The sequence below is a fragment of the Amycolatopsis sp. cg9 genome (assembly GCF_041346945.1).
Lineage (GTDB): Bacteria > Actinomycetota > Actinomycetes > Mycobacteriales > Pseudonocardiaceae > Amycolatopsis.
On sequence record NZ_CP166850.1, the window covers coordinates 2,159,456 to 2,183,024 of the forward strand.

A 23,569-nucleotide genomic window follows, 5' to 3' on the forward strand; every position below is an offset into this window, starting at 1 on the left:
GGCCGGGACCCCGCCCGCCACCCCCGTTCCGCTACACGAACCGCCGGTGCCCGGCCCGCGCCGGAACCCCGGTTTCGGCGAGCCCCGACAACTCCGCCGGCAACGGTTCCCGGTGCAGCACACCGAGGCGCTGCGTGGCGCGGGTGAGCGCGACGTACAACTCGGCCGCGCCACGCGGGCCCTCGGCCAGGATCCGCTCGGGCTCGACGACGAGGACGGCGTCGAACTCCAGGCCCTTGGTGGCCGACGGCGGAACCGCGCCGGGCACGCCCGGCGGGCCGATCACTACGGCCGTGCCTTCACGGCCGCCCTCGTCGCGGTCGAAATCGTCGATGGCGTCCCGCAATTCGCCGTCTGCAACACGTCTGGACCACGGCCGGACCCCGCAGGCGCGCACCGATTCCGGCGGTCGCGCGGCCGGCGCGAACCGCGCCAGTACGGCGCCGGCGACGGTCATGATCTCCGCCGGGGTCCGGTAGTTCACGGTCAGCTCCCGGTACTGCCACCGGTCGCCGGCGTACGGCGCCAGCATCGCGCCCCACGACGTCGCCCCGGCCGCCGACCGGCGCTGGGCGAGGTCGCCGACGATCGTGAACGACCGGCTCGGGCACTTCCGCATCAGCACCCGCCAGTCCATTTCGGACAGTTCCTGCGCCTCGTCGACGACGACGTGCCCGTACGTCCAGTCGCGGTCCGCGGCCGCGCGTTCGGCGAGGTCGCGCGGGTCGCGCTCGACGAACCGTTCGGCCAGGTCTTCGGCGTACAGCAGGTTTTCCGCCGACAGCAGGACGTCCTCGTCCAGCTCCTCGCGGTCCAGCTTGAGGACGTCCAGGACGCCGGCGGAATACTCGGCCGCTTCGGCCGCCCGCCGGCGCGCGGCGGCCCGCTCGGCGGCGTCGTCGCGGCCGAGCAGGTCGACGAGCTCGTCGAGCAGCGGCACGTCCGACACCGTCCAGGCGCCGCCGTCCGCGCGGAACAACGCGGGATCGGCGCCGGCCGTCGCGAGCCGGCGCGGCGACATGTACAGCGGTGCCAGCAGCGTCTCCGGCGTCAGCTCCGGCCACAGCGCGCCGAGGGTGGCGTCGAGCTCTTCGTGCTCCGCCAGCTCTTCGCGGACGTCGGCGCGGAGGTCGGCCCACGCCCCGCGGTCGGCCCGGGTCAGCCAGCCTTCGCCGATCTTCGCCACGGCGCGCTCGGCGAGGATCGCGACGACGTGCTCGCGGAACACCGCGCGGGCTTCGTTGTGCGGCAGGCCCGACCGGCGCGCTTCGAGCCGGGCCTCGCCCGCGGCGCCGGCGTCGAGGTCGACGGTGACGTCGGCCAGCTCGACCGGCACCGGCTCGGCCGGCACCCGCTGCCGGTCGGCGACCGCCGCGGCGAGGACGCCGACCATCTTCGAAGATCCTTTGAGCCGCGCCACTTCCGGCGCGTCTTCGGCGGTGACGCGCAGGCCGGGGACGAGGTCGCCGGTGGTCAGGAAGACGACGTCCGATTCGCCGAGCGACGGCAGCACGCGGCCGATGTGGTCGAGGAACAGCGGGCTCGGCCCGACCACCAGCACGCCGCTGCGCGACATCCGCTCGCGCTGGGTGTAGAGCAGGTAGGCGACGCGGTGCAGCGCCACGGCGGTCTTCCCGGTGCCCGGGCCGCCCTCGACCACCAGGACGCCCGCGTGGCCGAGCCGGATGATCTCGTCCTGCTCGGCCTGGATCGTCGCGACGATGTCCCGCATGCCCTCGCCGCGGGGCGCGGTGACGGCCGCCAGCAGCGCCGCGTCCCCGCGCTCGCCGGCGCCGGGTCGGCCGAACATCTCGTCGGTGAACTCGGTGACCGAGCGGCCGACGGAATGGAACTGGCGACGGCGGCGCATGTTTTCCGGCGTCGCCGCGGTGGCGACGTAGAACAGGCGCGCCGCCGGTGCCCGCCAATCCAGGAGAAGGGGATCGTAGTCGTTTTCGCCGTCGAAGAGACCGATCCGGCCGATGTAACTGCGTTCGCCCGAAAGGGCGTCCAAGCGGCCGAAGCAAAGCCCGTTGTCGGCGACGTCCAGCCGTGCCGCCTCCCGGGCCCGGATGCGCACGTCGGCGTCCCGGTCCACCAGTGCGAGCCCGGTTTCTCCCAGCGCGGTGCGGTAGCGGGCCCGCGCCTGTTCGCGTTCGCGGTCGAGCCGCGCGTACAGCCCGGCGATGTACGCGCGCTCGTCCCGCAATTCCTCGTCGTACCCCTGATTTGACAATTTCCCCTCACAGCGGTTAGACTGGCACCAGCTTCGGCGAGTTCTCCTTGTTTTCGGAGAGCACGCCGATTTTTTATTGTCCACCCGCTGTCAAGGGGTTCAGCCCAGCATGAATTCGCGCGGGTTCAGCGGCCGGTCCACCACCCGCACGTCACCCAGCAGCCCGGCGAAGCTCCGGTCGACCTTCCCGTCGTAGGAGGAGGCGCCGACCAGCCACGAGCCACCCGGGTCGGCGAGCCCGATCGCGGGCGTCGACGGGTTCCGCACCACCGGGCAGCCGTCGACGTAGACGATCGTGCGGCGGCCGTCGTTGACCACGGCGACGTGCCACCACTTCTCGACCGCCAGCTCGTGCCCCCAGTTCGTCGCGGTCCGGTCCTGGTTGAGCGGGTACACCGCCCACTGCAGCTCCCCACCGTCCGAAAGGGACAATGTGGCGGCGGATTCCTTCGGGTCGTCGCCGGTCTTGCCCGCCGCCGCACCGCTGCCCTGCCGCGCGAACAGGCCGCACCAGCCGTGGTGGCCGTCCTTGAAGTCCGCCGGCAGCCGGAAGAACGCCTCGACGGTGTAGCCGCGTTCGAACTTCAGCTTGTTCATCGGCGCCCGGTCGACGGTGCGAAGGTACGCACCGCGGCTCGGGTCGCGGCCGCCGTCGAAGTTCAGGCTCGCCCGCGACGGCTGCCGCGGCGAGAACTGGCTCGAGTACTTCAGCTGGTCCGGCCCACTGCCCGGCGCGGTGACGCGCGTGAGGTCGTTGCCGTGGCCGGTCTGGTCGCGCACGACGACGTCGGCCGGCACCGGCTTCCCGTCCACCCCGCCCTCGAAGCGCCAGTAGGCGACGGTTCCGGGCACCAGCAGCTGCTTCGCCGGACGTCCCGGCGGGACCGGCACCGGCGCGAACCCCTTGAACCGCTCGGCGAAGTCGATCTCCAGGCTGAAGTAGTCGGCGGTGCCGCTGCGTTCGACCTCGACCTGCTGCATCTCGCTGAGGTGGTCCTGCGCGGCGAGCCACGGCGAGAACGTCCGGACGTCGATCACGCCGCGCGCGAGGTCGAACTGGTAGAGCCGGACCATGGCGCTGCCGCCGTAGTAGCGGTCCTGGTAGTTGGCGATGTGGACGTGGACGTCGTGGCCGGCGGCGTTCTTGCGGACCGTGCGCCCGGTCGGCCAGTAGTGGCCGTTCAGCGTCAGGAAGATCTGGTCGTTGCCGTCGACGAGCTCCTTCCAGACCAGCTCGCCGAAGGTGGAGAACTGCGCCTGTGCGTCGTCGTCGGCCCAGACCAGCTCGTGGATGGTGAGGATCGCGGGCAACGTCGGGTGCTGCGCGAGGACCTGCTTGGCCCAGTTCAAGCCGCCCGCCGACGGCCGCCAGTCCAGGGCGAGCAGCAGCCAGTCGCGGCCACCGCCGCGGAAGATGTGGAACGTGTTGTAGCCGTCTTTCGAGGCACCGCGGAACGTCGGGGAGGTGCGCTGGCGCTGCGGGCCGAACGCGTCCAGGTACGGCGACGGGCCGCGCTGGTCGTCCTTCGAGCCGTCGATGTCGTGGTTGCCCGCGAGCGTGCTGTACGGGAACCGGCGGCGGTCGAGCACCTGGAACGACTTGCTGATCCGTGCAAATTCGTCGGCGCGGCCGTTCTGGGTGAGGTCTCCGAGGTGAGCGAGGAAGACAACGTTGTCATCCGACTCGTCGAGGACGTACCGCAGCGACGCGTCCAGCGGGGCCGCGTCGCCGCGGTCCTCGTCGAACAGGTACTGCGTGTCCGGCATGACCACGAGCGTGAAGCGCGGGTCCTCCGGGTCCGGGCGGTGCGCGCCCCGAGCTTCGGCGGCCGGTGCGCCGAGGACGCCCGGCAGGGTCGCCGCGGCGGCGACGGCCGGGGCGCCGAGGAGGAAGGTCCGGCGAGAAGTGTCAGTCACGGGCGGGAAGCTACGGGTGCCGGCCGACCGCCCCGGCAACTGCTGCCGAACGCCGGATGAACAGCGGTACTGTGCGCACATGAGTGGTCCGCGGGTGTTCCGGTTGATCCAGCCCGTCGACGACATCGAAGCCGGGGTCGCGTTCTACGCCGCCGTCCTCGGCCACCCCGGCGAGCGGATCGCGCTCAACCGCCACTACTTCCGTTGCGGCGACGTCGTGCTCGCCTGCGTCGAGGCGCCGCCCGGGCACCGCGAGCCGCGCCCGCGGAAGGACCCGCGGATCGTCTACCTCGCGGTCGACGACGTCGACGAGACGTTCGAGCGCGTCCGCGCCGCTCAGCCGCGGTGGATCGACGACGCCATCGAGACGCAGTTCTGGGGCGAGCGCTCCTTCTACGCCGACGACCCGTTCGGCAACCCGCTCTGCTTCGTCCAGGAGGACACGCGCTACTCGGGCGGGCCCGTCGGCTGATCGCCGTTGGCCGGGTGCATCCGGATCGGCATGACGAACCAGAGGATCCCGAAGATCAGCACGCAGAGCACCGCCATGACGACCATCGCGATCCCGCCGTAGACGACCTTGGCGATCAGCGCGACCGTCGACGTGATCGCCAGGGCCAGGCAGACCAACCCGACCAGAACGAGCCGGTTGCCCGCGGTCAGGATCCGCTCCCGGCTCCCGGTGCGGAACAGCAGCCGGTGCCAGGCCGCGGGCGCGGTCAGCAGCGCCGTCGCGGCCACCGCGAGCGCCACCGCGGACAGGTGCAGCGACTTCTCGAACCCGCTGGCGTCGTGGAACCGGTCGGTGAACACCACCGACAGCAGGAACCCGAACAAGATCTGCACGCCGGCCTGCGCGACCCGCAGTTCCTGCAGCAGTTCGCCGACGTTGCGCGTCAGCTGCTCGTTGCGGCTCTCGCCGGTGTGTTCGGGCACACGCCGACCTTAACCGGGCCCGGGATCTCCCACCGGATGGGAAAAACGTGACTTTCCCACCGCATCGGATCACCCGTTCGCATGAAGATCACGGCAGCCGGCGTTCGCGCTGCTAGAGAAGGACCATGCGTCTTCTCCCGGCCTTCGCCGCCGCGGCGGCCCTCGCCGCTCTCGTCCCCGGCACCGCTTCCGCGGCCACGTCTCCGGTGCACGTCACGACCGCGCACGGCACGTTCACCGCGTATGCCCCCAGCGCACACGCGGTGACGTACCGACCCGACCTAGTCCCCGACGGCGCCCGCGCGCACGTGTTCGGCCTTTCGGCGGCGCACGCGGGCACGACGACCACGCTGGTCGTCACCGGCCTGCTGCCCGGGCACGCGTACGGCGCCCACGCGCACGCGCAGCCGTGCGGCGCCACCGGTGACGCCGCCGGGCCGCACTTCCAGCACGTGCCGGACCCGGTGAAGCCGTCGACCGACCCCGCGTACGCCAACCCTCGCAACGAGATCTGGCTCGACTTCACCACCGACCGGCTCGGCACCGGCTTCGCCCGGTCCACTGTGGACTGGACGTTCGGCGCGCGCCGGCCCGAGTCCGTGGTCGTGCACGAGACGCACACGCACACCGATCCCGGCCACGCGGGGACGGCGGGCGCCCGCCTCGCCTGCCTGGACGTGGACTTCTAGTCACCACCCCCAGGTGCGCTCGGGCACCACGCGGATGCGCACGGAGTACTCGGCGTCGAAGGCTTCGGGTGCTTCGAAGCCGATCGCCGCGTAGTGGGAGCCGTACTTGTCGAGGTAGCCCGGCGCCTCGGACGCCTTGGCCTCGTCGACGGTCGCTTTCCCGTTGACGACGAGGATCGAGCCGCCGTGCTCGTCGCCGTTGAGGTGGAAGCTCACCTCGGGGTTCGCCTCGATGTGCCGGAGCTTCGCGGTGTCCGGCTTGCTGAACAGCACGACGTCGTCGCCGTCGAGCACGAACCACACCGGCCGCGGCGCGGGCCGCCCCTTCGGCGTGACGGTGGTCAGCCACGCGATCTTCTCGCCCGCCCGGTCGGCGAGCTTCGGTTCTGCCATGTCGGTGCCCCCTGGCTCCTCGGTCCTGTGACCCAGGTAACCACGGGGCACCGACAATTCTTCCCGCTAGCGCGAGGCGACCCGGCGGGCGTACCGCGTCCCGGCCGCCAGGAGCACCAGGCCGGCACCGAGGAACGCGCCGACCCGCGCCAGGCCGTCCAGCGCCGAAAGGTCGAACAGCACCAGCTTCAGCACCGCGGCGCCGACCAGGACCAGCCCGGTCACGCGCAGCCCGACGACGTCGATCCCGCGCAGCAGCAGGACGAGCGCGGCGACCGTCCAGGACACCGTGATCAGCGCGTGGCCGAGCAGGAAGCCCGAGCGGCCGGGGACCGCGAGCAGCGACCCGCACAGCACCACCCCGGCGGCGCCGTACAGCGCCGCGACGCCGGCGAGGAGCCACACCGGCAGGTCGTCGGCCGGGCCGCGGAACACCGCCAGCCGGGCCGCCGCCCACGGCAGCGCGACCGACACGGCGAGGATCAGCGCGGCGACCGCGAGCGCGCCGGTCAGCTCGGCGGCCGAGCGGGTGCGCGGGATGATCAGCAGCGCGGGCGTGACGTCGAAGAACACGCCGATCAGGCCGCCGATCGCGGCGAACCCGAGCGCGGCGCCGAGCGCGAACCGGTTGCGGCCGGCGACCGCGGCCACGACCAGCAGCAGCGCCTCGCCGAGCAGGACCCCGGCGCGGGCCGGGCCGTCGAACTGCGTGACGGTCGCCTGCAGGATCGCGAGCAGGCCGGCCAGCCCGGCCAGGTGCCCGGCGACGCCCGGCCAGAAGCGGCGCGCGGCCCAGACGGCGAGCAGGACGACGCCGGCAGCCGCCGTGATCGGCACGGCCTGCGGCTTCGGCAGCAGCAGCGCCGCGATGAGCGTGGGCAGCACGGCCGTCGCCAGCACCGAAAGCGCGGCGGGGTCGTTCTCGCGGCGGCGCAGCACGATCAGCGCGAGCGCGATCCCGACGACGCCGGCCCCGCCCGCGGCGGCCGTGTTGGCCCAGCCGCCACCCTGGCCGAGCACGGCCGTGCTGATCACGGAGGCGAACAGCGGCGGGACACCGGCGGCGAGCGTCAGCGAAGACCAGTCGCGGCGCAGCTGCACCGGCGTCGTCGCGAGCTGCACCATGAGCAGGAAGGTGACCAGTTCGGCGGTGAACCCGCGGGTGATCATCGGCGCGCACACGACGCACCCCACGACGACGGCGGAGGCCAGCAGCGGCGACTCCCAGCGCACGGCCACGAGCAGCCCGCCGACGGTGATCGCCAGCCCGGCGGCGAGCCCGGCGAGCACCGGCAGGAACTCGTAGAGCGTGGTCGCGGCCACGGCGTCCAGGTAGAGCGTCGCGATCCCGGTGGCGGCGAGGGCGAAGGCCCCGGTCCGGCCGGCGGGCTTGCGGTGCAGCCACACGCCGGTGCCGGTCAGCGCCAGCCCGAAGGCGGCGCCGACGAGCACCCGCGGCAGCGGCCCGAGCCAGCCCCGCTGGACGGCCAGCACCAGCAGCAGGACGACGCCGAGCAGCGTGACGGCCCCGCCGACCCAGGCGAGCACGCGGCTACCGGCGCCCTCCTTGCCGAGCTTCTCGCCGAGCGTCTGGCGGGGAACCGGCGGCTGGGGCGGCTGCGGGAAGTACTGCGGCCGGGGCGGCGCCTGCCACTGGTACTGCGGCCACGGCGGCATCGGCTGCGGCTGCGGTTGCGGCTGCGGCTGCGGCTGCGGCTGCGGCTGCGGTTGGGGTTGGGGTTGGGGCGGAGGTGCCTGCTGGGGCTGCGGAGCCGGCTCCGGCTTCGGCTGCTCGGCGCGGGCGGTCCGCAGTTCGGCACCCACCACGGCGAGACGACGCCCCAGGTCGTCGATCTCGCCGGCGAGCCGGAGGAGCACATCTGCTTCGGTGGTCATACCGGACAGGGTCACGCACCGGCGTCCACCTGCGGATCCGTAGCACTACTCAATCCCGGGTCACGTCCTGGTCGCGGCCAGCACCTCGTCCACGGTGGCCATGATCGAAACGGTCTCGTCGAGCGGCATGAGCGGGCTCTCGGTCTCGCCGTTCGCCAGCCGGAGCGCCACCTCATCGGCCTGGTACCGCAGGCCACGGCCCTCGTCGACGTACTCGAACCGGCTCCGGTCGCCCTCGCGCGGGATGAGCGTGAAGGAGGCGGGCGCGTAGAAGGCGCCCTCGATGTCGATGCGCGCGTCGGTGCCGACGATCGAGGCGGTGGTCGCCGAAACCGCGCCGAGCGTGCAGCCGAGCACGGCCTGAGCGCCGCTTTCGTAGCCGAACAGCATCGACACCTGCGCGTCGACACCGGTGAACGCGGGTGTCGCCATGGCGGCGACGCGCTCGGGCCGGCCGAGCACCATCGAGGCGAAGGAGACGGGGTAGATCCCCAGGTCGAGCAGTGCGCCGCCGCCGAGCTCGGGCGCGAACAACCGGAACCCGGCGTCCTCGGCGAACCACTGCCCGTGGTCGGCGAACACGGTGACGACCCGGCCGAGGCTCGGCAGCAGCTCACGGACGTGCCGGATGTGCGGGAGGAACCGCGTCCACATGGCCTCCATGAGGAAGAGGTTCTTGTCCCGCGCCAGCTCGACGAGGTCCCGCGCCTCGGCGGCGTTCATCGTGAACGGCTTCTCGACGAGCACCGGCTTCCCGGCTTCGAGGGCGAGCCGCGCGTTGGCGTGGTGCAGCGGGTGCGGGGTGGCGACGTAGACGACATCGACACCGGGATCGTTCACGAGGGCTTCGTAGCTGCCGTGCCGGGCGGGAATGCCCCGCGCGTCGGCGAACCGTTCGGCGCTCTCGGCCGTGCGGGACCCGACGGCGGCGACGACGCCGGAGGTGGTCAGCTCGAGGTCGTCGGCGAAAGCCTTGGCGATGCCGCCGGTGCCCAGGATTCCCCAGCGCAGGGGCTTGTCGTTCATGTCCGCGAGCCTAGGCGCCCCACTTCGCGCGCGCCCAGGCCGCGGCGAGCGCGGTCGTGGCGCCCAGCGCGGCCAGCGCCACCACCGCGCACCCGTTGTCGCCCGAGACCGAGTTCTGCCGCGTCCCGAGCAGGCGCCGCCACAGCTCCTTCTCGTGGTCGGCCAGGTAGAAGGAGGCCGCCTGGCCGGTGGACACCCCGTCGGGGACGGGGAAGACGAACCAGGCGTGCGACGGCGGAGCCGTCACCAGCAGGTGGCCGCTCGACGAGGCTTTGCGCAAGGCGGGCGCGGCGTGCGTCGCCGTCGGGTTGTCGACCTCGTCGAGGTAGAGCTGGAGGTGCTCCCGCGCGAGCGCTTGGGTTTCGAACGAATCGGGGTAGGTGATGATCTCGCCGCGGTACGGACCCGCGGCGACGAATTCGGACCAGCCCCACCGTTGCGCCATGACCGTTTCCTCCCCCGTGGACTGTGGTTCCGCTTCGAACGTAGGACTTCCACCCCGCGGTCTTCCGTCAGTGACCGGTTGTGGCCACCCGCTTTTGGTCCAGGCGAAAGGAAGGGAACGTGATCGGGGTGACGAGCACGGTGGTGATCTGCACGGCGCTGGACGTGGAGTACCGCGCCGTCCGCGAGCACCTGCGCGGTCCCTTCACCGAACGCGAAGAACGCGGCGCGCTGTACGACGTCGGCGCCTTCGGCCCCTGGACGGTCGCCTTGGCCCAGACCGGCGACGGCAACACCCAGGCGGGGGTCGAGCTGGAACGCGCCATCTCGGTGTTCCGCCCGGAGGTGGTCCTGTTCGTCGGGGTCGCGGGCGGCCGCAAGGACGTCTCCCTCGGCGACGTCGTGGTGGCCGACCACGTCTACGACTACGAGTCCGGCAAGGACACCGCCGGGGGCTACCTGCCGCGCATCAAGACCGCCGCCGCGTCCATGCCGCTGGTGCGCCGCGCCCGGCAGCTGGCCCGCGATTCCGCGTGGCAGCACCGCATCCGGCCCGCCGCTCCGGACACCGCGCCGCGCGCGCTGGTGAAACCGATCGCGGCGGGCGGCAAGGTCGTCGCCGGCACCGCGTCGGCGACCGCCCGGTTCCTGGAGCGGCACTGCGGGGACGCGGCCGCGGTCGAGATGGAGGCCCACGGCTTCCTCTACGGCGCTTACGTCAACGAAGGCGTGCAGGCCCTGGTCGTCCGCGGGATTTCGGACCTGCTGTCCGGCAAGACCGGAACGGCCGACGAGCACTGGCAGCCGGTGGCGTCCCGGCACGCGGCCGCGTTCGCCTTCGAACTGCTCACCGTCCTGAGCGCGCGCGACAGCGAGCAGGCCGAGCAAGCCTACAAAGCCGCCCGCGAACTGCACATGAGCTGGGACAAGACGGTCGACGACCTGGTCGAGATCGAACGGCTCTACCGCCAGGCGGCGGACGCCGGCCACGCCGACGCGATGACCATGGTCGGCCTGAGCGCCGAAGGCAGGCTGCGGGCGAGCGTCCTCGGGCAACCGTCCGGCGACCCGTCCGCCGCGGACGTCCGGACCGCGCTGCACTGGTACGCCAAGTCCGCGGACCGCGGCAGTATCTTCGGCGCCTTCCACGTCGGCCGGGTCCACGAGGAGCACTTCGGCGACCCCGACGAGGCCCTCAAGTGGTACGAGAGGGCCGCCACCGGCGGTCACGGAGGCGCGCGGGCGAGCTTGGAAGGGCTGCGGCGCCGGCTGGCGCTGGGCCTCGGCGCGCTCAGGGGCCACGCACCTTTCGAACGCCCACCGTCGGAGCACGACCCGAGCGAAGGAGAAGCCATGCCCGCAGACACCGAATACGCGCGCTGGACCAAGGCGGAATTCGGCAGCGAGCCGCAAGCCGTCGCCTTCTGCCTCGGCGACTTGGAGGAAGCGTGCGGCGGCCAGTACGGGGAGTGGGGCACGCTGGCCGAAGAAGAGGTCGTGGCGATCCTCGGCCACTTCTGCCGCCTGATGCCCGCGCGGGCCCACCTGTCCGCGGTCGCGTTCGAGTACTACGACCGGATCGGCGAAGGGAACCTGCGCGCGTTCGCGGCGCGGCTGCGCTCGCCCGGAGCCCCGGATCCCGCGGAGTTCGCCCCCGTCTGGTCGTGGCAGCGCGCCGAAAACCGGGTCAGCACGGCGGAAAACTTCTACGGGTTCAAGCTCTCGGTGCAGGACTACGACTGGACGACGTCCCTGCTCGGCGACCTCATCGGGCACCTGATGGGCGACGAGGAACCCGATGCCGGACTCCGCGAGACGATCTTCCACCTGCGACTGCTCGCCCGCGCGATGACGAAGCGGCGCGACCTGGCCACCCCGCCGAGTTCCGGCCGGGACTGGACGTGGTTCTCCCTGCTGCTCACCCCGGAGCAGTTCGCGGTGCTCGTCCGCGTCGCCGCCACCGCGTCACAGGCGAAGAACGCCGAAGCCGACTTCCGCGAGTTCTGGCAGCGCGTCCACCACGCCCTCGAGACGGCGAACGTCGAGCCGTTCGAGTAGCGGCCCCTGGCCGACGGGGCGCGAAATGACCGGCGCGTCAGCCTCCGGTGGTTCATGATCCAACTTGCCCTCTAAAATGAGGGGTTGGTGAACCGAGGCACCAAGGGGGAATGCGAAAGCCATGGCAACCAAAGGACCGCGATTCAGGGCCGGCCGTCCCGCATGAAAGCCTCGATGATCTCCAGGTCACGTCGGCCGCGGGCACCATTGATCTCCAGTGACCGGCCGTCCTTGCGGATCACCAGGGAACGCCCGTTGGCCCGGTTGACCCAATCGCGCAGCGTACGGCCCAGGATGATCAGCACCGGAGACGAACTGAGGGTGACGACCAGCGAGGTCACCGTCGCCGCATCAACTCCCTTGGCCCCCGGCGGCACGGCCCCGGTGGAAGCGAACTCGACAGCGTCGACATCGAGTCCAAGCAGTTCTTGGCGCAACTGCCGGGCCTGTTCGTCGGCGACCGCCGGATCGTCGTCGAGCACCGTCAGGAAAACGTCCGTCACCCTCCGAACGATATAGCACGCGAACCGGATCCAGCAGGTACTCACACCGTGAAGACACCCGGAAGCCACACCGCCCCGGCCGGGCGCCGGCTAGCTCTGCTCATCGCCTGTGACGAATATGCGGACCCGGGGCTGGGGTCACTGCGCGGGCCGGCCCGAGACGTCGACGAGCTGAACGCGGTCCTCGGCGATCCCGGAATCGGGGACTTCACCGTGACCGTTCTGGCCAACCGCTCGGCGCACGAGGTCCGGATAGCGATCAACCGGCTGTTCGCCACGGCGGCCAGGAATGACCTGCTGCTGCTCCACATCTCCGGGCACGGCGTCAAGGACGCAGCCGGCCGGTTGCACTTCGCGGCCGCCGACACCTCTCTCGAGCTGCTGTCCGCAACGGGCATCTCGGCGGATTTCGTCCGTGACGAGGTCGACCGAAGCCCGGCCCGTCAGGTAGCGCTGTGGTTGGACTGCTGCTTCAGCGGCGCCTTCCCAGCTGGACTCGTCCCGAAGTCAGGCGGCCGGGTTGATGTAGTGGACCAATTGTCGACCGGTGACAGCCGCGGCTGTCTGGTGATGACGGCGTCGAACCACGTCGAGCACGCTTTCGAGCTCGGCGCCGACGCTGCCCCAGCCGCACCCACGGCGCCGTCGTTCTTCACCGAGGCGATCATCGAAGGGCTGCGCAGCGGCGACGCGGACCTCGACTCCGACGGCCAGATCGAAGCCGGCGAGCTCTACACCTACGTGCGCGAACGCGTCCGAGCACGCACCCCGCACCAGACCCCGACCCGCAGCGACCGAGTGAGCGGCCCGGTCTACCTCGCGTACAGCCGGAAGAGCCCGCCGCTACCGCGCGGGCTCGACCCCGAGCTCCGCACCGGGCTGCAGAGCAAACACGCGACCATCCGCAGAGGCGCCTTCCGCGCCCTGAACAACGCCGCCGACGACGGTGACCCCGCCGCGATCGAGGCCCTGCGCGTCCTGGACGAGTTCACTCTCCCGCCGGTTCTCTCGACGACGGCCACCGCCGGTGAAGGTCCACCGCCCTCGCCACGGGGACGTCGGCGCGCGATGCTCGCCATCGGAGCTGCGACCGTTGCCGTCGCGGTGGTGGCGACCGTCCTGGTGAAATTGCTCGGCGCCGGCAGCGACCATGTCGTCGGCACCGCCTTGCCCGCGAGCAACCTCCCGCAGACAGGCGTCGGCGAATTACCGACTCGCTTGACCTCGAGCCCGTCCAGCGCGACGTCGACACCACCCAGTACGTCCGCCGACGCATCGGCGAAGTGGGTTACCGTGCGCGTCTACAACAACACCACCGTCAAGGGATTGGCCGAAAAAGCGGCCGATGACCTGCGCGCGAGGGGCTGGAACGTCGCCGAGGTGATGAACTACTCCCAGGGAGTTCTTCCCAAGACCACCGCGTATTACCGGCCCGGAACGGACGAAGAAACCGCGGCCAAACAAATTGAGGCCGAAAACCACCTCCCGGCCGAACCCCGCTTCGCCGCGATCGAGAACGCGAGTCCGGGAGTGATCATCATCGTGACCAGCGACTACGCGAATTCGTAGGCCCGACGACTCTGGCAGCACTACCTCGCGCCTCCGTCCCGGCCACCCGCCGACGACCGGCCGAACCGAGGTCCGGGCGCCCCTGGTCGACGTGATCGACACCACAAGCGACAATGGAGGACGTGACCGCCACCCTGAGCAAGCCCACCCTGAAGATCGGCCCCTACCAGGTCGATCCCCCAGTCGTGCTCGCTCCCATGGCCGGCATCACCAACGTCGCCTTCCGCCGGCTCTGCGCCGAGTACGGCGCCGGCATCTACGTCTGCGAAATGATCACCGCCCGCGCCGTCGTCGAACGGCACCCCGGGACCATGCACATGATGACCTTCGGCGAGCACGAAAAGCCCAGGTCCATGCAGCTCTACGGCGTCGACCCCAAGACCATGGCCGAAGCCGTCCGCATCATCGTCGGCGAGGGGCTCGCCGACCACGTCGACTCCAACTTCGGCTGCCCGGTCGCGAAGGTGACGCGCAAGGGCGGTGGGGCGGCGCTGCCGTTCAAGCGGAAGCTGTTCGAAGCCATCGTGCGCGAGTCCGCGAAGGCCGCCGGGGACGTGCCGTTCACCGTGAAGTTCCGGATCGGCATCGACGACGACCACCGCACCTTCCTCGACGCCGGCCGCATCGCCGAAGCCGAGGGGGCCGCCGCCGTCAGCCTGCACGCGCGGACCGCCGCGCAGCGGTACTCCGGCCAGGCCGACTGGACGAAGATCGCCGAGCTCAAGGAAGCCGTCACCAGCATCCCGGTGCTCGGCAACGGCGACATCTTCAGCGCCGACGACGCCCTCCGCATGGTCGCCGAAACGGGCTGCGACGGCGTCGTCGTCGGCCGCGGCTGCCTGGGGCGGCCGTGGCTGTTCGGCGAGCTCGAAGCCGCCTTCAAGGGGACCGAAATCCCGACCCCGCCGAACCTCGGCGAAGTCGCGAAGGTGCTGCGCCGCCACACCGAGCTGCTCGTCGAGCACGACGGTCACGACAAGGCCATGCGCGACATCCGCAAGCACATGGCCTGGTACCTGATGGGCTTCCCGGTCGGCTCCGAGCTGCGTCGCGGCTTCGCGATGCTGTCGAGCATGGCCCAGCTGGACGACCTGATCGCCCAGCTCGACCACTCGGCGCCGTTCCCCGAAGCCGCCACCGGCCCCCGCGGCCGTCAGGGCTCACCGGGCAAGGTCACGCTGCCGCACGGCTGGCTCGACGACCCGGACGACGACTGCGTCCCCGAAGCGGAAGACATGCACTCAGGCGGCTGAGGCTCGCCCCGAACAGCAGCACCCCGAGCGGGACGTGCACGGCGGTGACGTGCGCGATCCCCAGCGCCACCTGGGCCAGCACGAGCCCGAGGAAGACCACCGCGAACAGGATCGGCCGCGGCGAGCCGCCGCCCGACTTCCACCCCAGGACCGCGGCCACCACCTGCACCACCGCGACGACGAACACCGTGTACGCCGCCGCGCTGTGCAGCGAATGCCCGCTCCGGGTGGTGAGCAGCAAGCCGGCGGTGACCGCCGAGAGGAAGACCGCCAGGGTCTGCAAGACGCGCAAGAACGTTCCCATGCCCACCCGACGACGCAGCCCCGCGGAACGTGAGGCCGTGACATCTGTCAGGCCGAAGTCGTGGCGGACGGCATCCGTCCCGGAACCCCCGCCGCGACAAGCTTTCCGCATGACGAAGAACGGTTCCCCGCTCCAGACCCTGGCCATCGAAATCGCCGTCCCGATCGGCGTCTACTACGGGCTCCACGCGCTCGGCGCCAGCGTCTTCCTCTCGCTCGCCCTCAGCGGTGTGGTCCCCCTCGCCCGGACGCTCCACCAGTTCGCCAAGGACCGCACCCTCAACGGCCTCGCGCTGGTCGTGCTGGTCACGAACGTGGTCGGCATGCTGCTGACGTTCGTCTCCGGCGACGCCCGGATGATGATCGCGAAGGACTCGATCGGCAGCGGCATCACCGGGCTGGTCATCCTCGTCTCCGCGTTCACCGCGGCGCCGATCATGACCAAGACGATCCAGCCGTTCCTCACCCGCGGCAAGGCGGCGAACGAAGCCGCGTGGGACCGCCTGAGCGGCACCCCTCGATTCCAGCGGATCATGCGCCACACCAGCGTCATCTGGGGGATCGGGTTCGTGCTCGAGTCCGCCGCCCGCGTGATCGGCGCCTTCACGCTGCCGATCGAAACCATGGTGTGGCTGAGCACCGTCATCTTCGTGGGCGCCTTCGCGCTGATGATGGTCATCGGCGGGAAGGTCGCCGAGCGGGCGGGCAAGCTGATCGTCGCCGAGGCGAACGCGGACGTCCGGCCGCTCGTCGCCGCTTGACCTGCGACAACGCCAGGGTGTACAGGTGTGTACATGTACAGCAAGCGGCAGCAGCTGGTCGGCGACCTCACCGACCTGATCCGCTCCGGGCGGCTCGCCAACGGCGAACGCCTCCCCGGCGAGAACCAGCTCGCCCTGCGCTACCAGGTCAGCCGCGGCACGGTCCGCAGCGCGCTGTCCGAACTGCAGCAGCTCGAACTCATCTCCACGCAGGCCGGCGTCGGGTCGTTCGTCACCTTCGACGGCGTCCAGCTCGACCAGCGGATCGGCTGGGCCCGCGCGCTCGCCGACGCCGGCGCGCCGGTCACCACCGAGCTCCTCGGCATCGAAACCGTCCGGGACCAGGCGCTCCACGAGGAGTTCGGGCCGGAGACCTACGTCGCCGTGCGGCGGCTGCGGCGGGAGCGCGACCGCGGGGTTTCCCTGGAAACCGCCACCGTGCCCGCCGTCGGGCCGCTCGCCGACCTCCCCGGGACCGGCCTGCGGGACGGCTCCCTCACCAAGACCCTCGAAGCCGCCGGCCTGGTCTCCGTCGGCGGCGACCAGTGGATCAGCACCGAACGCCTGGACGCCTGCGCCGCCGAACTCCTCGGCCGCAGCATCGGCGAGCTCTTCCTCCGCGCCGAGCGCACCTCGGTCGACGTCGAGGGCAGGCTGGTCGAGCGGGTGGTCAGCCTGCTCGACCCGGACCGCTTCCAGTTCCACCTCACCTTCGGACACCGGTGAACGCGCGGGACCGGGCGCTCGGCGCGTTCACCGGGCTGGCGGTCGGCGACGCGCTCGGGATGCCGACGCAGTCGATGTCCCGCGCCGCGATCGCCGCCACCTACGGGCCGGTCACCGGCCTGCTGACCGCCGTCGCCGAGCAGCCGATCGCGCCGTCGATGCCCGCCGGGTCGGTCACCGACGACACCGAGCAGGCCGTCCTGCTGGCCCGGCTGCTCATCGACGGCCGCGGCACCATCGAGCCGCACGTCTTCGCCGACGCCCTGCTCATCTGGGAAGCGGACATGGTCCGCCGCGGCTCCGCCGACCTGCTCGGACCGTCGACGAAACGCGCGCTCTCGCAGCTGCAGGACGGCGTCCCGGCCGACGAAGCCGGCCGCACCGGGACGACCAACGGCGCCGCCATGCGGGTCACGCCGGTCGGCATCGCCACGCCGTCCGAAGACCTGCACCGCCTGGTCGACGCCGTCGTCGCGACCGCGCGGGTCACGCACAACACCAGCCTGGGCATCGCGTCCGCCGCCGCGGTCGCGGCCGCCGTCTCCGCCGGGGTCGACGGCGCGAGCCTGGCCGAAGCGCTCGACGCGGGTGAGCGCGCCGCCGTCGTCGGTGGAGAACGCGGGCACTGGGCGCCCGGCGGCGAGATCGCCGCCCGGATCCGCTGGGCCCGCGGCTGGGTGCGGGGCATGGCCCCGGCCGCCGTCGCCGACGCGGTCGCCCGGGTGATCGGCACTTCGGTCGCGTCCCAGGAGTCCGTCGTGGCCGCGTTCGCGCTGGCCGAGGCCATGGGCGACGACCCGCCGTCGGCGTTGCGGCTGGCCGCCGGGCTGGGTGGCGACACGGACACCGTGGCCGCGATCTGCGGGGCGATGCTCGGGGCCGCGCACGGCGCCGACGCCTTCCGGCCCGACGTCGTCGAGACGGTGCTCAGCGTGAACCGCCTGGAATTCGGTCCGCTGATCGACGAGCTCCTCAAGCTGCGCCGGCGATGACCGGCCGGCTGGTGCACACCGGGCAGGTCGTCCTCGACCTGGTCATGGCGGTACCGGCCCTGCCACCGCCGGGCGGCGACGTCCTGGCGACCTCGACGAACCTCCTGCCCGGCGGCGGGTTCAACGTGCTGGCCGCGGCCGCGCGCTCCGGTGCGCGTGCGCTCTACGCGGGCACCCACGGCACCGGTCCGCTGGGGAACCTCGCGCGGGCCGCGCTGGCCGCCGAAGGCGTCGAACTGGCCCACGAACCGACGCCCGAGCTGGACACCGGCGTCGTCGTCGCGCTGGTCGACGCGAGTGGCGAGCGCACTTTCGCGACCGGTACCGGCGCCGAAGGACGGCTGTCGCCCGCGCTGCTCGACCGGGTCCTCCCAAATGATGACGACGTGGTGTACGTGACTGGCTACAGTTTGTTGCACGAGACCAATCGCAGGGCTCTCGCCGGGTGGCTGCCCAAGCTGCCCGGCTCGAGGATCCTGTTCGACCCCGGCCCGCTGGTGGCCGAAATCAACCCTGGAGACCTTCATGACTTACTGTCCATTGTAGACATCTTGAGCTGCAACGTCCGAGAAGCCGATGTGCTCGGCGAGCTTCCGCCCGTCGCCATCGTCCGCGAGGGCGCGAAGGGCTGCCTCGTCCACGAGCACGGCCGGACCACCGAGGTCCCCGGCTTCGCGGTCGACGCCGTGGACACCAACGGCGCCGGCGACACGCACTGCGGCGTGCTGGCCGCGGAGCTGCTGCGCGGCAGTACCCTCCTCGACGCCGCCGTGCGCGCCAACGCGGCGGCCGCGCTTTCGGTGACCCGGCACGGCCCGGCGACGGCGCCGGACCGATCGGAGATCGACCACTGGGTGGAGGCCATGACATGACCGGTTCCCGCAAGCTCGAGGTGGAGACCAACGGCCTCGACGTGATCGACGACGCCGAGCGCCGCGGCCGGCCGCGGCAGCTGTTCTGGCCGTGGTTCGGGGCGAACGTGTCGGTGCTGGGGCTGAGCTACGGCTCGTTCACCCTGGGCTTCGGCATCTCGTTCTGGCAGGCGCTGGTCGCCGGTGTCGTCGGCATCCTGTTCTCGTTCCTGCTGTGCGGGTTCATCGCGATCGCCGGCAAGCGCGGGTCGGCGCCGACGATGCTGCTCTCGCGCGCGGCCTTCGGCGTCCGCGGCAACCGGCTGCCGTCCGCGATCTCGTGGCTGCTGACGGTCGGCTGGGAAACCGTGCTGACGGCGTTGGCGACACTGGCCACGGCGACGGTGTTCGACCGCCTCGGCTGGGGCGGCGGGACGGTGACGAAGGTGGTCGCGCTGGTCGTCGTCGCCGCGCTGACCGTCGCCGCCGGCGTGCTGGGCTTCGACGCGATCATGCGGCTGCAGACGTGGATCACGTGGATCACCGGCGTGCTCACGGTCGTCTACGTCGTCCTCGTGGCCGGCGACGTGCACTGGACGGCGGTGAGCGCCCTGCCGCCCGGCTCGGCGCAGCAGTGGGTGGGCGCGCTGGTGTTCCTGATGACCGGCTTCGGCCTCGGCTGGGTCAACGCGGCCGCGGACTACTCGCGCTACCTCCCGCGCTCGGCGTCCGGCCGCGGGGTGGTCGGCTGGACGACGTTCGGCGCGTCGGTGGCGCCACTGGTGCTGCTGGTGTTCGGGCTGCTGCTCGCCGGGTCGTCGCCGGACCTGAACAAGGCGATCGCGGCGGACCCGATCGGCGCGCTGACGACGTTGCTGCCGCTGTGGTTCCTGGTGCCGTTCGCGATCGTCGCGGTGCTCGGCCTGGTCGGCGGCGCGGTCCTGGACATCTACTCGTCGGGCCTGGCCCTGCTGTCGGCCGGCCTGCGCGTCCCACGCCCGGTGGCGGCGCTCGTCGACGGCGTGCTGATGGTGCTCGGCACGGTCTACATCGTGTTCTTCGGCGGCGAGTTCCTCGGCCAGTTCCAGGGCTTCCTGGTCACCCTGGGCGTCCCGGTGGCGGCCTGGTGCGGCGTGATGCTCGCGGACGTCCTGCTGCGCCGCCGCGACTACGCCGAGCCGGAGCTGTTCGACCCGGCAGGCCGCTACGGCGACGTCCGCGTCGAGCCGATCGCGCTGGTGCTGGTGGCAACGGCGCTCGGCTGGGGCCTGGTGACGAACACGTCCGCGGACTGGCTGAAGTGGCAGGGCTACCTCCTGGAGCCACTCGGCCTCGGCGGCCGCGAAGGCGCGTGGGCGTTCGCGAACCTCGGCGTACTGCTGGCACTGGCCCTCGGTTTCCTGGTCACACTGCTGACGCGGCACCGGGTCCGCGCCCAGGAGGCGGCGTGAGAGCGGTCCTGGCGGTCATCGACCTGCAGAACGTCTTCGCCGACCCGGCGAGCGCTTGGTTCACCCCACGCTTCGCCGAGGTGGTCCCGCCGATCCGCCGCCTGGTGACAGCCTTCGGCAACGACGTCGTGTTCACCCGGTTCGTCGCGCCCGCAAGCCCGGAAGGGGCGTGGAAGCAGTACTACGCGCAGTGGCCCTTCGCTCTGCAGCCCCCGGACGCACCGCTGTACCAAGTCGTCGACGCGTTCCACCCGACGTCCACAGTGGACGCAACCACCTTCGGCAAGTGGACCCCCCGCCTGGCAACCCGCGTAGGCGGCGCCCGACTGGTACTGGCGGGCGTATCAACGGACTGCTGCGTCCTGTCGACAGCCCTGGCGGCGGCAGACGCAGGCGTCTCGGTGACCGTGGTGTCGGACGCATGCGCGGGCGTGGACGACGAGAGCCACACAAAGGCCCTCCACATCCTGCGGCTCTACAGCCCATTGGTGACGGTGGCCACAACGGAGGAGGTTTTGGAGCTAAACTCTTCGCGGTGAGCGCACTGGAAGCGTCAGCCATCGCATTGACCACGGCGGTCGTAAAGGCAGCCGCAAAGGTCTGGCTGGGCGATCGGACCATTGCCGCAGATGCTTCGGCCAAGATTCTTGATCTGCTTGAAAAACAGGTCGCCGGGCTCAGCGATCGCCGGAAACTTCGGTTGTTGTTCACCAACATCGAGTCGCGGGTATCCGATCATCTTTTGCCGTTCATCGATGTCGAATTTCGCGATCTTCCGGAGAACGAACGAGTCGCCGCAGTGCGCGCGGTGCGCGAAACGTTCGAATGCGCCGCCTTGACGGACGACGACCTGTTCGCGGCGGACCTCGACGCCGCCTATCTCGATCGCTACCTGCGCCGATCCGTTCCCGGCCTCACCTCACTCCTTTCCGACGACGCAACGAAGTTGTACGAGCGAGTCCTCCGAGAATGCTGCGCCTACCTCGTCCAGGTCACCAGCACTCTGCCACGGTTTCAGCCCGGTGCACTGGTGGAGTCACTCCGCCGGGAGACCGAGATCTTGGAGACGGTTCGGAACGTCTTGGCGGAACTGCCGGAACGCCGGCAATCGGACGACTTCGCGGCAGACTTCCGGCGACAGGTCGTCACAACCCTTGATCGGATGTCCCTTTTCGGCGCCGGCCTGGCCGATGCGACCCGGCTGTACCCGCTGTCAGTCGCTTACCTCAGCCTCAGCGTCAGCACCGACCACGACGGCATCCCAGCCGACCGGATCGAGCACGTCCTGCCCCAGACCCGGCGGATATTCTTGCGTGGCGAAGCCGGCTCCGGCAAGACGACCATGCTCCAGTGGCTGGCCGTGCAGTGCGCCGGGCGCCGGCTGCGAGGTGTCGAAAATTGGGACGAAGTCGAACCGTTCCTCATCCGGCTGCGCCGGTTCAGCCGTTCGGAACTGCCCGCGCCGGAGCAATTCTTGGACGAGGTCGGCAGGCACATCGCCGACGAGATGCCGAAGGGCTGGGTGCACCGGCGACTTCGACGAGGACAAGCTGTCGTCCTCGTCGACGGGATCGACGAGCTGCCCGAGGAACGGCGGCCCGAAGTGCGGGATTGGCTGACCGACCTGGTCAGTGCGTTTCCGCGGGCACGGTACGTCGTAACCACCCGCCCTGCCGCAGTCGATCCCGATTGGCTGGCCGCCAAGGACTTCACCGCGGTTCGACTGCAACCGATGACACCTCGCGATGTCCGAACGTTCGTCACCCGGTGGCACTCGGCGATGCCCGGCGAAGCTCTCGACGAACGACGCGACGCGTTGATCGCGGCCATCGGCACGCGCAGCGCATTGCGGCGGCTCGCCGAGAACCCGCTGCTGTGCGCGTTGCTGTGCGCCCTGAACCACGAGGGAAACGGGCGGTTGCCGGACAACCGAATGGAGCTGTACGACGTCGCGCTGCGCATGCTGCTCGACAGCCGCGACATCGAACGGCGGATCGAGCCTGACCTGAGGCTGTCCCTGACCGAAAAGCTCGTGCTGCTGCGACATCTCGCGTACTGGCTGGTTCGCAACGGCCACAGCGACATTCCGGTGGCGGACGCAGTAGCGCGACTCGGGGCCAAGCTCGCGGTCATGGGCCAGATAGACGCGAGCCCGAACCAGGCGTTCCGACACCTGCTCGATCGCGGTGGCGTGCTGCGCGAACCGGTTCCCGGCCGAATCGATTTCGTACACCGGACCTTCGCTGAATACCTCGCGGCCAAGGCCGCCGTGGAGGAGGACGACATCGGTGTGCTCGTGGCGAACGCTCATCTGGACGCATGGCGTGACGTCGTTGTACTTGCGGCAGGGCACGCCTATCCGGCACAACGCGAGAAGCTGATCACCGGTGTTCTCGAATCACGGCAACTGAAGCTCGGCTTGATCGCGTTGGCGTGCCTGGAGACGTCCCCTGAGCTTCCCGACCGGCTGCGCACCGAGATCGAACGCCGGACTGCCGCGGTGATCCCGCCCGAGGACTTCGAGGTCGCCGGGCGCCTCGCGACGGCAGGGGAATTCGTGCTGGACCTCCTCGCCGCGTGCGACCCCGGAACACCACGAACGGTGGCGGCGACCATTCGGGCTGCCGCACTGATCGGCGGCCCTGGCGCGCTGGATGTGCTTTCCCGCTACAGCAAGCACTCGAGCACCATCGTGGTGAGAGAACTGATCACCAGCCGGGAAAGGTTCGAGCCCGCGGAGTACGCCGAGCGAGTGCTCGCCGACGTCCACCTGCCGAGCGGGAACCTGAATGTGGTGGAGCCGGCGATGCTGGCGGGTCTGGAACGTCTGCGACACCTCGAGAGCCTCAATTGCTTTTTCGAGGACGGCTACGGAGATCTCGGCTTCGTCCGGAAGCTCCGCAGGCTCAAGAGACTGACGATCTACGATCGAGACGGCTACGACCTGCGGTCGCTGGCCGGCACGTCACTGGAGCACCTGACCTTGGAAGGAGATCTCCAACCGGAGTCGGTCGACCTCGGCCCACTCGCCGCCGTCCCCGGGCTCCTCTCCCTGATCGCCACCGTGGAAACTCACGGCTGGTCGAGGTTTGCGGAGTTGCGGCACTTGACGCACCTGCAGCTGAGTTGGGTCGACGACCCGCAGCGCTTGGTCGAGCTGACACCCATGAGCTACCTGCCTTCGCTGGTCTTGTACAACATGCCCTACCTCACGGACTTGGCTCCGCTGTGCTTCTTGGAAGCACCTCGCTCGTTGAGCTTCGACAAGTGCCCGACCCTCCGGGACATTTCCGGCCTCACCAGATGGGCCGACAGCCTGACCGACGTTCGTCTCGTCGGGTGCGACGCCGTCGATCCAGCACCCTTGGCTTCGCTGCCTGAGCTGCGGAAGCTGTACGTCTTCGACGTGGACGAGACCGACCTGACCCCGCTCGCCGGCAAGTCCGGCCTCACGGTGTACGTGGGCGACAACACCCGCATCGTCGGGGCCGAGCTGCTGGGCCCGGGGAGCTCCGTCGAGTGACTCTGACCGGCCACCCGCCGTTCAGCCCCGCGAAGTAGATTC

The 23,569-nt window shown here is 70.8% G+C and carries 21 protein-coding genes; 12 read left to right on the forward strand and 9 right to left on the reverse strand.

Annotated elements, in window-relative coordinates:
• Positions 1-31: 31 nt before the first annotated feature.
• Together helR and AB5J73_RS10035 are read right to left on the reverse strand one after the other, a co-directional pair.
• Positions 32-2,236 carry an RNA polymerase recycling motor ATPase HelR gene (gene helR / locus AB5J73_RS10030; protein ID WP_370969417.1) on the reverse strand — a complete coding sequence of 735 codons (2,205 nt, stop codon included), beginning with the start codon at positions 2,234-2,236 and terminating at the stop codon, positions 32-34.
• 99 nt (positions 2,237-2,335) lie between these two features.
• Complete coding sequence (locus AB5J73_RS10035; protein ID WP_370969418.1) at positions 2,336-4,153, reverse strand: LamG-like jellyroll fold domain-containing protein; 1,818 nt, start codon at positions 4,151-4,153, stop codon at positions 2,336-2,338.
• 79 nt (positions 4,154-4,232) lie between these two features.
• Between AB5J73_RS10035 and AB5J73_RS10040 the strand changes: the two genes are divergently transcribed.
• Positions 4,233-4,625, forward strand: a complete 393-nt coding sequence (locus AB5J73_RS10040; RefSeq protein ID WP_370969419.1) for a VOC family protein — start codon at positions 4,233-4,235, stop codon at positions 4,623-4,625.
• Here the strand turns inward: AB5J73_RS10040 and AB5J73_RS10045 are convergent.
• Positions 4,601-5,089, reverse strand: coding sequence for a DUF6328 family protein (locus tag AB5J73_RS10045; RefSeq protein ID WP_370969420.1), 489 nt, complete (start codon positions 5,087-5,089; stop codon positions 4,601-4,603). The two genes, AB5J73_RS10040 and AB5J73_RS10045, sit on opposite strands and share 25 nt — an antisense overlap.
• 125 nt (positions 5,090-5,214) lie before the next feature.
• Between AB5J73_RS10045 and AB5J73_RS10050 the strand changes: the two genes are divergently transcribed.
• Positions 5,215-5,778, forward strand: coding sequence for a superoxide dismutase (locus AB5J73_RS10050; RefSeq protein ID WP_370969421.1), 564 nt, complete (start codon positions 5,215-5,217; stop codon positions 5,776-5,778).
• Here AB5J73_RS10050 and AB5J73_RS10055 read toward each other — a convergent pair whose 3' ends face one another.
• The 4 genes from AB5J73_RS10055 to AB5J73_RS10070 all read right to left on the reverse strand — a co-directional run bounded on the left by AB5J73_RS10055 (position 5,779) and on the right by AB5J73_RS10070 (position 9,538).
• On the reverse strand, positions 5,779-6,171 hold the full coding sequence (locus AB5J73_RS10055) for a TIGR03667 family PPOX class F420-dependent oxidoreductase (RefSeq protein WP_370969422.1): 393 nt from the start codon (positions 6,169-6,171) through the stop codon (positions 5,779-5,781).
• Positions 6,172-6,237: 66 nt separating this feature from the next.
• A complete protein-coding gene (locus tag AB5J73_RS10060) occupies positions 6,238-8,067 on the reverse strand; it encodes a DUF2339 domain-containing protein (protein ID WP_370969423.1) in 1,830 nt (609 codons plus the stop codon).
• A gap of 60 nt (positions 8,068-8,127) precedes the next feature.
• Complete coding sequence (locus AB5J73_RS10065) at positions 8,128-9,093, reverse strand: Gfo/Idh/MocA family protein (RefSeq protein WP_370969424.1); 966 nt, start codon at positions 9,091-9,093, stop codon at positions 8,128-8,130.
• A gap of 10 nt (positions 9,094-9,103) precedes the next feature.
• On the reverse strand, positions 9,104-9,538 hold the full coding sequence (locus tag AB5J73_RS10070) for a hypothetical protein (protein ID WP_370969425.1): 435 nt from the start codon (positions 9,536-9,538) through the stop codon (positions 9,104-9,106).
• 119 nt (positions 9,539-9,657) lie between these two features.
• On the opposite strand from AB5J73_RS10070, the gene AB5J73_RS10075 reads away from it, so the two are divergent.
• Positions 9,658-11,595, forward strand: a complete 1,938-nt coding sequence (locus tag AB5J73_RS10075) for a hypothetical protein (protein ID WP_370969426.1) — start codon at positions 9,658-9,660, stop codon at positions 11,593-11,595.
• Positions 11,596-11,738: 143 nt separating this feature from the next.
• Here AB5J73_RS10075 and AB5J73_RS10080 read toward each other — a convergent pair whose 3' ends face one another.
• Entirely contained in the window at positions 11,739-12,098 is a 360-nt protein-coding gene (locus AB5J73_RS10080) for a hypothetical protein (protein ID WP_370969427.1), read from the reverse strand.
• Between the two features lie 48 nt (positions 12,099-12,146).
• Between AB5J73_RS10080 and AB5J73_RS10085 the strand changes: the two genes are divergently transcribed.
• Both AB5J73_RS10085 and dusB read left to right on the forward strand, forming a co-directional pair.
• Entirely contained in the window at positions 12,147-13,667 is a 1,521-nt protein-coding gene (locus AB5J73_RS10085) for a caspase family protein (RefSeq protein ID WP_370969428.1), read from the forward strand.
• 113 nt (positions 13,668-13,780) lie between these two features.
• Positions 13,781-14,920 carry a tRNA dihydrouridine synthase DusB gene (dusB, locus tag AB5J73_RS10090; protein WP_370969429.1) on the forward strand — a complete coding sequence of 380 codons (1,140 nt, stop codon included), beginning with the start codon at positions 13,781-13,783 and terminating at the stop codon, positions 14,918-14,920.
• Here dusB and AB5J73_RS10095 read toward each other — a convergent pair.
• The gene (locus AB5J73_RS10095) at positions 14,841-15,224 is read right to left on the reverse strand and encodes a hypothetical protein (protein WP_370969430.1); all 384 of its coding nucleotides are present in this window, start codon (positions 15,222-15,224) and stop codon (positions 14,841-14,843) included. The genes dusB and AB5J73_RS10095 overlap by 80 nt on opposite strands.
• Before the next feature lie 109 nt (positions 15,225-15,333).
• Between AB5J73_RS10095 and AB5J73_RS10100 the strand changes: the two genes are divergently transcribed.
• From AB5J73_RS10100 to AB5J73_RS10130, 7 genes are read left to right on the forward strand one after another with little or no spacing between them, the layout of a single operon-like run.
• On the forward strand, positions 15,334-15,984 hold the full coding sequence (locus AB5J73_RS10100) for a VC0807 family protein (protein ID WP_370969431.1): 651 nt from the start codon (positions 15,334-15,336) through the stop codon (positions 15,982-15,984).
• A gap of 33 nt (positions 15,985-16,017) precedes the next feature.
• Positions 16,018-16,710: a GntR family transcriptional regulator gene (locus AB5J73_RS10105; protein ID WP_370969432.1), complete on the forward strand. Its 693-nt coding sequence runs from the start codon at positions 16,018-16,020 to the stop codon at positions 16,708-16,710.
• The gene (locus AB5J73_RS10110; RefSeq protein ID WP_370969433.1) at positions 16,707-17,702 is read left to right on the forward strand and encodes an ADP-ribosylglycohydrolase family protein; all 996 of its coding nucleotides are present in this window, start codon (positions 16,707-16,709) and stop codon (positions 17,700-17,702) included. The genes AB5J73_RS10105 and AB5J73_RS10110 overlap by 4 nt, the downstream gene beginning before the upstream one ends.
• Positions 17,699-18,574 carry a PfkB family carbohydrate kinase gene (locus AB5J73_RS10115; RefSeq protein WP_370969434.1) on the forward strand — a complete coding sequence of 292 codons (876 nt, stop codon included), beginning with the start codon at positions 17,699-17,701 and terminating at the stop codon, positions 18,572-18,574. Before AB5J73_RS10110 ends, AB5J73_RS10115 begins: the two co-directional genes overlap by 4 nt.
• Positions 18,571-20,004: a cytosine permease gene (locus AB5J73_RS10120; RefSeq protein ID WP_370969435.1), complete on the forward strand. Its 1,434-nt coding sequence runs from the start codon at positions 18,571-18,573 to the stop codon at positions 20,002-20,004. Before AB5J73_RS10115 ends, AB5J73_RS10120 begins: the two co-directional genes overlap by 4 nt.
• Positions 20,001-20,543 carry a cysteine hydrolase family protein gene (locus AB5J73_RS10125; RefSeq protein WP_370969436.1) on the forward strand — a complete coding sequence of 181 codons (543 nt, stop codon included), beginning with the start codon at positions 20,001-20,003 and terminating at the stop codon, positions 20,541-20,543. The genes AB5J73_RS10120 and AB5J73_RS10125 overlap by 4 nt, the downstream gene beginning before the upstream one ends.
• Entirely contained in the window at positions 20,540-23,527 is a 2,988-nt protein-coding gene (locus tag AB5J73_RS10130; protein WP_370969437.1) for an NACHT domain-containing NTPase, read from the forward strand. Before AB5J73_RS10125 ends, AB5J73_RS10130 begins: the two co-directional genes overlap by 4 nt.
• Positions 23,528-23,569 lie beyond the last annotated feature (42 nt).